This is a genomic window from Geothrix fermentans DSM 14018 (assembly GCF_000428885.1).
In the GTDB taxonomy this organism is placed as follows: Bacteria; Acidobacteriota; Holophagae; order Holophagales; family Holophagaceae; genus Geothrix; species Geothrix fermentans.
The window spans coordinates 1-12736 of sequence record NZ_AUAU01000038.1; the positions used below are offsets into that span (position 1 = coordinate 1).

General features: G+C 61.1%; 3 protein-coding genes. All 3 read right to left on the reverse strand.

Features of this window, described 5'->3' with window-relative positions; genetic code table 11:
* On the reverse strand, positions 1 to 270 hold a 270-nt coding region (locus tag G398_RS17705), incomplete at its 3' end, for a transposase family protein (RefSeq protein ID WP_169720647.1).
* A gap of 37 nt (positions 271 to 307) precedes the next feature.
* The gene (locus G398_RS0110305) at positions 308 to 10474 is read right to left on the reverse strand and encodes an alpha/beta hydrolase (protein ID WP_026853535.1); all 10167 of its coding nucleotides are present in this window, start codon (positions 10472 to 10474) and stop codon (positions 308 to 310) included.
* Between the two features lie 150 nt (positions 10475 to 10624).
* A complete protein-coding gene (locus G398_RS0110310) occupies positions 10625 to 12544 on the reverse strand; it encodes a LamG domain-containing protein (protein ID WP_169720648.1) in 1920 nt (639 codons plus the stop codon).
* Positions 12545 to 12736: the final 192 nt, after the last annotated feature.

Here is a 12736-nt window from a genome sequence, read left to right on the forward strand (position 1 = left end):
CTGCTTCACCCCGTGCTGGTCGCAGCGGCAGCGCGGCACCCGCGCCGTCAGATAGGCCGAGTGCTGGAAGAAGTCTAGGTGCCGCCAGGACTTCTCCTCGGTGTCGTGGACCTTCGAGGATTCGCCGCACTCCGGACACGGGAACGAGGCCCCCCGTGGGAAGTCGATCCGGATGTCCAGTCGCCGTGACTCGGCGGTAAACACCAGATCTTTCACCTCCCAAGGGGAGGTCAAACCCAGCGCCATGGTGAAAAGGGCATTCGCGTCCATCCACCCATGGTCCCAGCCTTACCAGTCCGCTGAGGTCCTACCCACCCAATTCAGCGAGGAACCCTACATTTCCCATACTGTGGGCCAGCACTCTGACGTTCCCTGGGTGTTTTTCATTCAGGTCGTGAAGTAACTGCATTAACGCATGGCCTGATCTCCAGGCCCTGAATTCACTTTGATCATATGTAGTCATGCCTTCCAACGTGGGCCATTCGAAAATCCCAACCTTTCCTCTGTATCCCAGCCACCAAAGCCGCTTGAAGGTGGTTTCGGCCCAGCGGTCCTTCTCCCATTCAGCCATCTTCCAGCCATGGACATAGAGGCAGTACTCATCTGTCGGGTTGGTTGAAGCGTAAGTGGCGAGTCGTTGTTTGGCCGGATCTAGGCTGGCTGGGACCATGTCGTCTGAGCCTACTTCCAAAGAGAATTTGTCGTAGAAGGTTGTGATGGGACGAAGTTCTAGACCTATGGATGCATGTCCAATGTCGATTCCATTGAGTTTGGCAGTCAGAATCAACCGCCCTTTTCCTTCCGACGCGCCTTCCAATAAAAAGGGAGTAACCACACCTAGAGGCTGGATGAAGGTTTTGGGCAATTCCACTTCCTCAGAACCCACCGAAAGCGCTTTCTGGACAGAAACTTGCTTGTTGGCAGCACTGGTATCGATTAGGTATTTCGTTGTTGGATCCACGGCTGAAAACAGATTCACAGCAGGCCGTTTAGTGGGGTCCTCCGCCTCGTATTTCATCCAGTAGGTCACGCCTGAGAAGGCGGCGGTAGTGGCATCAATCCGAAGGTGTAACCGTGTGAAATCTTCCAGGTCGCGGAGCCCGTTGATTTCGTCATCCTCACAATTCGGTTTGACCCACTTCCATATATATCCCGGGTTATTTCTGCTGGGTTGAGGATTTGGGACATAAACCAATCCATCCGGGCTTTCGTCGTCTTCTACTGTGATCGGCAGTGAAGCGAGGTCTTCGTCCCACCATTTCAGCGAGGTCGCATCACGATCATCATTCACCCAGAAAAGATAGTTCCGATTATCGTCGTTAAATTCAAGTATGTTATCGCCACTCCGCTTCCCATCCATGGCCATCTCAACCTTGGCTTGCATCGTGTAGCAATCTCCCTCGTCCACACCGGAAATGCCATCCATCACCCTTTTGGCGATGACTTTCCCGCCGCCAATGCCAAAGAGCACGCCGTTGCTGAAGCCGCCACAAGAACTGAGGTTCGGCTCCATGTGGACGGTCTTGGGGGCGGCAGGATTCTTGAAATCGATGACGAACCAGGCGGTGGCGCCCGTGGCGAGGTTCTGGACGGGCACGGCCAGCAGGCCGGTGAGCTCATCAACCGTCGGAACCTTCCGGAGGATTTCGTATTTCACGCCCGCCCCGAAAGGTGGCTGTACCGGCCAGTAACCAAGCGGAACCGCGATGCGAGGGTTCGGGGAATCCCCCGTTACATCTTCCAGCACCAGAGAATTCCCCAGGATGCCGAGGGATTGGCCCTGAGTGTCTTGGAGTGGAGCACCGTTGGGAGACAGGCCAACCACTGTGTCCCGGATGACGGCGGCCCCATTGATCAGGAGCGAAGCGCGGGGCCAGGAGGCAATGCGGGTCATGGCGCGCCCTCCCGGAGTACTACCCGGATGGGCGTTGGCATGGGCCGGAGGCGCATTCTGCACCTGACTGATTGCCACCGAACTGGCATCGGCAACAAAGGCCGGCGCAGGGGTGTACTTGCCAAGCTCTATGGGCAGTTGGAACACGGGAAGCCCCGTGAGGGGAATGCCCCGCCATTGGGCCCCGGGCTGGTTGAAGCCAACAGCCACTTGGATCCCCTGCTTGCCTGCTTCAATGGGCCAAGGCGTGGCGGCCACGCTCCAATTGATGCCCACAGACCCTGCCAAGGTATCCCCGCTCTTCCACAAGTACTCGGGGTCTGCCAGGTAGAAGGACTGGAGAAGGGCGCTTGTCCCATTGCCCTGAGGCTGGATCACCGCCGAGATATCCCCGTTCCAACGGGCGATGGCCGTGGCCACATCCACAATCTGGACCGAGGAGGACAGCCGGCCCACGACAAGCATGCCATCCCGGAACCCGACGGTGGGCGCGTAGCCCTGACCACCTTGTCCCGTACTCATGCCGAAAAGGAGCTTTGGCGTCCCACAAGCAGCACAAGCATTGAATACCCACAGGGCACCCTGCTGGTTGTAGTTAGCTGCAGTCGGTTGGGTGGTCACAACCAACAGATCCATGGGCACCCCCCCTACGGTGACGCGCCGGAAGGTTTGCAAATCCGTGATGTCCTGACCGAGGAAGTTGGCCGTGCCGGATCCGGTCACGCCAAAGGTGGTGAAACCGCTTAGGAATCCATCCTGAAGTTGGGTATAAGCCACTTGCCCCTGGTCAGTGGCCACGAAGAACCTTCCGCCAAGGGCATCCGCCTTCACCACCCGCGGCGAGAAGGCGACCTGTCCAAGAGTCTGTGCCTTGTTGACCGTAAACCGGACCGATTGGCCCAGCCCGTTGCCAAGCTTCAAAGGTGGAGCGTTGAAGTCCTGAATGGTCCCCATTCCGAACACTTCGTAGGTGGCCCCCAGTTCCAGCTTGGCGGAAGGCAGCAGGTAGACGGTGTACAGGCGCTGATCGGCCTTTGCCTCACCTTGGGAACCCAAGATGCGGACCTCAGAGACCCAACCCTTGTTGGGATCATCAACCTTGTTCAAGAACAGGGTTTGAGAGCTCAACCCCGTCACCGGCTCCGAGAACTGAATCTTGATTGCGGTTCCTGGATCGGCAGCGTCCAGCCCTCCGGCAACCCCTACTGTGAATTTCGGTGGAACTCCTTGGGTCACGAGAGGTTCCTGATCAAGGAAATCCAGGACTGTGATCTCATTGCGAAGGTGGGTCACATTGCCGGAAGCATCGGACACCCAGGCATCCACCACGTGCTGCCCAACCGTCAACATCAAGCGAATCTGCCAAATCCTGGCCTGATTCTCCCCGCTCGATCGGGAGGGATCGGCCGTGCATGCTGTGCATTGCTCATGTCCGTCGAGGGAGACTTTTAAGGTCAGGTTGGCCTTATCCTTCGCATCGTAACCGGCCACACCGAGGAAGATCGAAGCCCCTCCCGCGCGCGCCGCGGTGCTGCTCAGCACATCCGCGCCTTCAAACCAGGCTTGGGCCCAAGGAGCCGCGTGATCCTCCAACTGGATGGGCTCCACCTTGAACACGAAATCCGGTACCTGGAAGAGCTTCCGATCGTGCTGGGTGTCGTTCATCCAGGGCGTAGGTAAGGGACTTCGGATCTGGCTGATGCCGAAGTCGGGCTCGACGCCCAGAAAGGCGCCGCCCTCTTTGATGGGATCGTCGGCGAACAGAGCGTTCATCACCATGTAGGTGCCGCATTCGCTGGTACGCTGCACCAAGCGGCCATTGACCTTCACATCCGTAGCCGTGCCAGCGGAATAATACACCGGCGCTCCCACGGTTTCCCCGCGGCTCTGGCCCGGCAACTCCGTGAAGGCCCGACCCTTGTAGATCACGTTCCCGGGGTTCTTCACGATCATGCCGTCCAGTTCAACCTCAAACGCCTCGGAATAATTGGAGCCTCCGCCATATTGCCCAAACCCAAGCCTGGCGAGCATGTCGTAGAGGCGGCTCAGGTTGAGATAGGACTTGGGCAATGGGTAATCACTCATCCCGATTGGGCATTTGGTCGTTTCTACCACGCCCATCGCGCCCTCAGCCACAGCCCCGGATGCCACCATCTTTACCCGCTTCTGGAGATTGATTGAAGTGGCCGGAGCCTGGTCCCCCAGCCCCTCCAAGCTGCTGGTCCAGGGCAGGCCTCCCAGTCCTTCCAGCTTCCCGCCCTTCACTTGAGCCGTGTCCAGGAATTCCCACACACTGGCGGGCTGGCCATCGGGCCCAAAGATCTGATTCTTGAAACAAACCGCATAGGTCCCGAACCCCTGGAACACGCCCAGGTCCCCCGCTCCCTCGGGAGCAGTAGCCTCGATTCGGGGAATCTTGGCGAAGGACACATTCTCTTTGGCCAGAAGCTGCACACGACCCCAGATGGGAACCGCCGCCTCGGGCAGGATGTCATCGGGAACCTCTGGGACGAACCGAGCCTTGAACTCCACGGGGTGGTCCAAGGTGCCTTCGGGCAGGGTCACGGCACAGGAGCCATCCGCCGATTCCACCCGCCCGCCATCGATGCCCAGGGTCACACGACCTGTGCCGTCGTTGGATTCGTAGCGGCTAAGGAAGCCTTCGAAGACGCGCCCATCCTTCAGCTGAACACGGATCTTCAGGCGCTCGCCGAGGGTGGCCTTGAGGGTGAACACAAGGTCGCCCTTGTCGGGCATGGTGCCATTGCCGTAGGAACCCATGCCGTTGGCCTCAAGTTCGGCCACAGCCCAAGGTGGAAGGGCGCCTTCGGGGATGGTCACGGTGACGTTGAAAGATGCGTCAGGATAGGAGAGCTTGATTCGGCTGAAGTCCACCTCGGATGGCAGGGAGGGCACCGCCGCCGTCTGGAAGCGACTTTCGAAGGTGGGAGCGGCTTCTCCGCCCAGGTTCAGGAGGCCATCGGCCACGATGCGGTAGGTGGCGCTCAATTCCAGGGGTTGCTCGGGAGTCAGGAAGATCGTCTTCCCATCCTGGCTGAGGCTCCGGCGGACAGGGACCTCCACCAGGGTCGGAGCCACCGACAGGTCGAGCGCTCGTTTCTCGGCCTTCGAGGGACGTCGTTTGGGGGTTTTCCGGGCGGATTGAACCTTTCTGGTTTTCGAGGTTCCCACTCTTACCGTCGTATCGGTTTTCGTCGCCGGTGCCGAGGCCATGGCCTGGAGCGTGGTCGAGGCGGTTTCGACCTCTTTGAACAGCTTCGCACCTGTGAGGGTGGCCACATCCGCGGGGCCTGAAAGCATCAACATCACGACGCTTCCCACGGGAGCGGTGGCGCCATTGGCCGGCACGGCGTTCAGCACCCGGAAGGGAACGGTGGCCAGGCGCAGGAGGTTGTCTGAGCTGGGCACGGATGCACTGAAGTTGCCCGTCACGCCAAGATCGCGCCGCTCGCCTTTGATGGGAACCAGTGTGGCGCCCCCGGGGACGAATGACGGCACGGCGAAGGCACCAGTGGTTCCAGACACAGCCTGGAGGAATCCCCCATCGACGATCACATCCGCCACGGCCACATCGTCGGAAGGGGACAAGGGTGCCATGGCCAGGGTTGTGTTGAGCGGAGCAGCGGCGAGGGGCTTGGATCCGGGTTTCTGACCACTGGCCGCCCTTGGCTGAGCCAAGGCTTTCACGGGTACCATCCTGGCCTTCACCCCGAGGTTCTGCATCAAGGGCTGGGCGGTGGAGCCCGGAAGCAAGGCTGTTCCCGAGATCCAATCCCAAGTGGAAGCAGGTGCCAAAATAGCGAAGGCGCCACCTTCCAGGATCTCGTTACCCCCGACAGGCACCACCAGAACCCAGGAGGAGCCGGACTTCCTCAATTCCCCGACCGCCACCACCAGGTGCTCGCCCTGCACCACGCGACGCTGGAGCAGGAGCGGCCGCGCTGTATCAGGCAGGTCCAGGGCATCCACTGAGAGGCCGAGACCCGAGAGCAGGGTACCGACGATATCCACACTGAAGGATTTCGTGAGGGCGCCCTTCCCGGCCAGTTCAGGCCAGAGGGAGGATGCATTCCCTCCATCCACGCTCAGGCGCACCAGCGTGGTGCCCGAGAGAGAACCCGAGGCAAAGGAGAGGTTCACCCCATCCTGGCTGACCACACCACCGGAAGCTCCCAGTAGCTCAGATCCGCTCTGGGCCACCTGGACGCCGTCGTGGTAGAAGCCCACGAAGATCCTGCCCTCCACCAACTCTGTTTCACCGAAGGTCCGGCTCATGTGAATAGGTAGTCTCAGCCCCAAGCTGTCCCCCGCACCCGTGAGTACAGGTTTCCCATCCACCACTTCCAGCATCCAGCGTGAGGCCACGGCATCCTGGCTGAAGCCATCCGGCTCGATGATCGCTGAATCCAGAAGGGCGTAGCTTTCCAACACGTCGGCTTGAATGGGAAGGCCAGAAGGCAATGGAGTCAAACCCTCGAAGGCCAGGCCGAATATCGCCGTGGCCCTCGCCCCTCGGATCGCGTCCACGGTCGGCATCAGCGAAGGATCCACGCTGCCAGAAGCCTTGATGCCGTCCCGCCAACCGGAGCCTTCGTAACCCGCCAGCACGGAGCCTGCGACCGCTGCCGGAGGCGCGGTGGCGCCAGGATCCGCCATCAACAGGACGTAGCCGCCTGCGGAAGGCATGGAAAGGGTTGCCAAGCCATTTGCTGGCAGGCCTGCGGCCAGGGCCACCCAGACGTGGGAGGTCTCGTCCCAATGCGCCCAGGCATAACGCCCGTCCGCAGGAAGCGCGGGCATGGCCGCAGGCAGAATGAGGGAAGCCATGCCCGCGAGGGGCGAGGATGCGCCATCCACCTGAATCCACCAGGCTGAGATGGCGGACCAGCCCAAAGGCAGCAACCCCGGCAGTCCCTGAGCTGAAAGCGGCGTGGCAGATACCTTTCCCGTGCTGCCCGGAACACCTGCTGGAATCGTCAACGTCAGGGTTCCACCCCCAAACGCTCCCGTGAAGCCGGATGCATCTACATCTTGAGGCTTTCCTATGGGGGTCAGCCGTGCATCCACCAAGGACTGCACACCTCCAACTTGGAGCGCCGCACTCCGCCACACAGGCGTGAAGCCGGTTTTTAAAACCTTGATCCAGTTCTGAGGCAGAGCTGTGGCCAGAGCAGTACGTCCATGCTCGTCAAGGGTTTGCGACTCTCCGCCCTCGACGGCAGCAGTGGCAGTCTTGTCAGTGAACGGCAAGCCCAACCTATCGTCGTAGGCCTCGATCATCAACGCGCCCGCTCCAAACACCGTCACGTACGTCCGGGCTGTCGCGGTAGCGCCTTCCACCCCTGTTCCAACCGCCTCAAGGCTGATGCGGCTTCCCACCACGGCATCCGAAGGAACCACGGCGCTCACCGGGGCAAAGGGTTCTGTCACCGTGGCCAAATACCGGCCATTCCAAGTGAGGTCCGCCTTCAAAAGCTTGGTGCCGGATTCGGGACTTACCTGGATTGGGACGGTGTCACCCGGGCGCGCAGAATCGGGCGCTATGAGGCGGATCCGAGGCAGTTCTGGCTCGAAGATTATATCCCGCTTCTCCGTCCGGGTTTCCCCGGCCAAAGTCCGGACTTCCATTAGAAGCGTGTTGCGGCCCGTAGACGAGAGGCCCACCTCGCCATTGAAACGGCCCAGGGCGCCATCACCGCTAAGGGCCATGGGTACGCCATTCACCATGATGGAGAGGACTCCAGGCTGGTCGGCCTGACCTCCAATGCGCACCGTGCGTGTGGCGCTCTGCGCGCCGTCCACTGGAGTCTCCCATATGTATTTGGCAAATCCAGGGGGTACGTAGGATCCCAGCACTTCCGCGGTGGCGGTTCTCCCGGCTGCATCGGTTCCAACGGCCTGGATGCGATTGGAACCTGCCGTCAGCGCCACGTTCCCCAAGAACTGGAGGGTTTGAGGGTCCACGCTGACACTCTGTCCCGCGAGGACCACCTGCATTCCGGCCTTGTTCACGCGCCCCTTCACCAGGATGGGCGTGATACCCGATGCAAAGCCATTTTGGGGCCAGTCGATCTGGATGGCTGCTGGCGCATCCGCGGGGAGGTCTTCTGAGGTACGCAGCACCGTCAAGTTCTGAGTCGCAGACTGCCCAAGCTTCGTCGTGGCCACAAGGACGAAAGGATTCAGACCCGTGGCAAGGCTCACGGGCACATTGAAACGACCTTCATCGGTAAGGGACTGAACCTGCCCGTTCACGCTGAAAACCAAAGGCTTCACAAGATCGGGTGCTTCCACATGACCCATCAGGGTGACACCAGGATTGGCGGTGGTGAAGCGCAGGTCACGGTCTAGTCCAGGAGATTCCAGGAGAATGCGCGGCTGCGTGAGTCCCACCTCCAGGGCGCGCTCAATGGAAGCGCTGTTCCCTGCACCGTCCACAGCGGTGGCTCGCAGGACCACATGCCCTTCCTGCGCTTCCAACTCCGTACGGGCGAGGAAAGGCATGGACACGCTCTCGCTGGGCTCCAACTCCATGCGCCGTCCGTTGATGGAGGTCAATGCCGCCTCATTGATGACAACCGCAGCCGGGATGAGGCTCGCCGCAAGCGTCGCACCTTCCGCGGGCGTGGGGTTCACCCAGGCCAGGGTGGGAGGGGTGAAGTCAAACTTCACGTACACGGTGCCTTTGCCTGTATTGCCGACGGAGTCCGTCGCCTCCGCTCGCACCGCCAACGGACCCTCCTTGCTGGCCTTGATGGTCGCCTCGAAGCGACCCTGAGGATCTAGGGGCGTGTCCTGACCCATCAAGGTAAGACGGGCGGAAAGATCATCCACCGTGCCACGGACGACCACGGATGCCTGGTTGGTGGTGAAACCGTCCTGAGGGGCCACGAAGTGCACCACGGGAGGCGTGGTATCCCTTTGAATCTGGACGGTAAGCCTACCGACATTCCCGGCCAGATCCGTCGCCGTGATCTCGAAGGTATTGGTGCCCTCAGTGCTCAGGGAGGCAAGGGTGGAGAAACCTTGCCCGCTGAAGGAAAGCGATGCTCCATTGAGCGTCATGGCAGAAGCAGGTTCGTTCACGGACCCCGTGAGATCCACCGAACCGGCTTTGGTTACGGCTGGAGGAGCATTGTTGAGCGTGATAACCGGGGGGGTGGTGTCCCGCACCACAAAAATGTCCTGACGGCCCGGGTTCCCGGCGGGATCCGTGGCCACGAGCGCGAAGGTGTTAGGGCCTTCAAGCAATGGAGCCGGCACGCTGAAGCCGCCCTGGGGATCCAGGGTCACAGGTTGGCCGTCCAGGGTGAGCGTTGCAGTGGGATCGTCCACTTGACCTTGCAGCGTCAGCGTCATCTGGTTGGTGAGAGCGGGCGGTAATGAATTCAGGGTGATGTGCGGTGGAATGGTGTCCAGGGTGATGGCAGCGCTGGCCTGGGTTTGGCTACCGCAGAGGTCGGTGGCGGAAACGATGACCGTGTTGAGGCCTTCGTTCAGGGTGATAGGAACCTTGGTTTCGAGACCCGTGGCCTGGATGGGCTGACCGTTGAGGGTGGCCGACAGGAGTCCATGGTTGGACTGGATGCTGAGTGTGACTTGGGCCACCCGCGTCAGGGCAGGCTGGTCGAAGGCCAGCGTGAGCAGGAGCGGTTGGCCTCGGCGCCCCATCCAGGCCTTGACGGCGGCATCCAGATCCGTCACCGCATCCTCGGAGAAGCTCCGCCCAGCCCCTTCGGCCCCGAATGCCTTGGACCAGACCCGTGGCCCATCCACGCTCCAGGCCCATATTTCCGCTTCACCGCTGTCGCGGATGGCTCGAACTGTGGCCAGCATCGCTGCGTAGCTGCTGGAGGGTTCATAGGCCTCGCCCACGCCGCAGCTCCCGTTGAGGGCCCAGCCATCACCAACAGGAAGGACGATGCCTGGCTCGCAGGAACCGGATGCCCTCAGTTTCTGTGCGGTCTCCAGCACCCGGTTCAGAGCCTCCGGCATGCTGCCCGAGTCCGAAGGTTCCATGTGGGCTACCGCATTCAAACCAGCCTGCAGGCCCTCTCCGGGAGGGATCAGCAACCGCCCAGAGGTGCCGATGCCCACGACACGGAAATCCGGCTGGCTTTCGCTGCGGGTAAGAAGATCCCGTACCACCGCCTCGGCGCCTCGGCAGATCCGCTGCCAACGAGTCTCCCTGGGGATGCTGGGCGTGGTTCCCCGGTGGGCCAGCAGCCAGTTCAAGTAGGCGCCGCGCAGCGTGGCTGAGGGGGTCCCCTTCCCGGCATAGGCCGCGGCGACGGGCAACCAGGTGCTTTTGCCTCCTGCGGTGAGAATCGCACCGGATCCATCCTGCGTGAAGCTCACAGCCATCATGGGTGCCGGGGCGGTCCAGCCGCCACCCCGCGGCCATGCCTGGTCCCAGCAGCCCAGATCCACCAGGCCCGTGGCGCCTTTGGTGACGATCGCGTATCGGTGATCCTTCTTAAATGGGCCCGAAACCTCTAAATCCCTAAACGAACCATCCCACACGATCTCGCGCATTCCTGCGTGATCCTCGATGAGCATGGCCACCCATCCCCGGGTTCCTCCGGCCAGGCCTGGAATCTCCGAGGCCTGTGAATGGGTTCCGACCACCATGGTCGCGAGGATGATCAATGCGCGAAGGACAGAGGCCAACCGAGACACAGCATTACCTCGAATCAAAGAAGCCTCCTCCTACCGCCGGGCCAGAACCGTGATGGGCTGAGCGAAGGAAGGGCGAGTGTTCGGCCTGGGAGGATCGAAGCGTTTCATTTCCGGCCTGATGACGGCGGTGGCGGAAGCCACCACGATGGTCGCCTTGGCGGAGATTGTCGGATTGGCTGTGCTGGTAGCTACCACGTGGTACACCCCCGGAAGATCCGGTGCGGTGTACGTCCCATCCGGCCCGATGGCCCCACCGAAGGAACCCTCCTCCACCGACCACGTCACCTTGGAATCAGGCAGACCCATTCCGGAAGCGGAGAAGACCTTGCTGACACCAGGGGCCAGGAGCACCGAAGACGGGCTCACCGAGAGGGAAGGCGTGGCCTTGTTGATGCGGAATTGCACTCCGGTGGTGTCGTTGGAGTAATTCCCATTCCCGAAACCCACCGCCACGTCGATGGTATCGCCAGGCTGGACTGAGAGAGTCCCCCGGTAACTTGGACCCACGTGGTAGGCATTCACCATGCCGTCGAACTGAGAGACCCCGTTCAATAGCACATGGACATCGGTGGTGGTGGGACGGGGATCTGCGCCCATGAAGGATGCACTTACGTCCATCCAGCCAGCCGCTGCCGCGGTCCATCGCAACACGGAGTACTGCCCGCCAGAGCCCGGGTGCATGGAGAGTTGATTGGGGACCAGCACCACACTCGAACCACTAACCGTCACGTTTTTCTGCGTGGGATTGTGGAAGATGGAGGCTGTAGGCCAGCTATCCCAACCATCCAAACCATCGGCGCGGGGGGCATGGTTGACGAACGGTGTGAACCCGCTCCCCAGAGTGCCAGTCCAGCCATAGGACCACGCGCCGTTGGGATTGGACGAGCTCTGGAATTCATCCGCGGCATCGAAATCACGAACATCCACAATGGCGACAGCCGGTTTGGCTGGATCGAGGGAGCTGGTTGCCGTGACCGTGTATGCGCCTGGTAGCGTCGGAGCGACGAACGTTCCGTCCGTTCCAATGTTCCCACCGCTGGCGCCCCAGGTGATCGGCGCGCTAAGGCCATCGGGGCGCGAGGCAACGAACGCCATGCCTTCATTCGGTGTGATGGAACGCTGGGCCGGACTGAGACTGACCGGCGCGAACAAGGACGTCACTTCGCTGGGGCTGAGGGCTCGGTTATAAATCCGGAGATCATCCATGGCCCCGTCGAAGTGCCCATAGCCTGAGGAACAGGCGGAAGCGGCTGCATTGTTGATGACCAGGCTGCTGGAATTGGGCGTGAGCGAGGCCGGCGCCAGAATCCTGGAGTCCATCAAGATGCCGTCCTGGAAAGCCTGCTTCAGGCCGGTTCCGGCATCGTAGGTCAGAACCAGGTGGGTCCAGCGGCCGATGGGGACCGTTATTCCAGAGGGCCACCAACGATCTGAGCTGCCGGTGCCCGTATCCCACGCGATGGTGCGATTGACCTCCAGGATCACGTCATAGGCCGAGGTTGTTCCGTAGACAGAGCCCTTGTGAAGCAGGCTGCGCCAGTTTCCGTTGTTGCCACAATTGGGATCGGCGGGTAGGAAGATCCACATGGCCAGGCTGATGCTCTGAGGGTTGAGCTTCGTGTTGTTTGGAACTTCCATGTAGGAGGTGAACCCGTTGAACTGCATGGCCTGGCCCTGGCCCACACGACCATCGATCCAAGCAGGTGTGTTGTAGAGCGTTCCATGGAGGGCGTTCGTGGAAGCATCCAGCGCCGTAGCGCCCACTCCTTCCTCAAACGTCCATCGTGCCACCAGGCTTGCGGCGGGGTTGCCGTCGGTAACGAGCACCCTGGCCGTGACGGTCTTGGTGGGATCAGCCACACTCTTGGCCGTGATGGTGACCGTGCCGGCGCTGGTCGGCGTGAATAAACCATCCGCAGTCATTGAACCGGAGCTGGCTGTAAAAGTCACTCGCTTGTCCGAGGTCCCCGCTACATCCGCTGTGAATTGAGCCGAGTCGCTCATGGATAGGCTGGAGAAAGGTGGGGTAAGCTTAACTGTTATCCCCGCCTGGCGTGTACCATTGAAGTAACCGGCACCATAGTAAGATGTGGATGGCCCCCAACTTCCGCTGAACGAATTCACGTCTGCTGCGAATGTCGC

Coding starts and splice junctions, on each gene's coding strand:
- G398_RS0110305 (WP_026853535.1), bottom strand. CDS start 10,474: ATGCTCATCGAGGATCACGCAGGAATGCGCGAGATCGTGTGGGATGGT.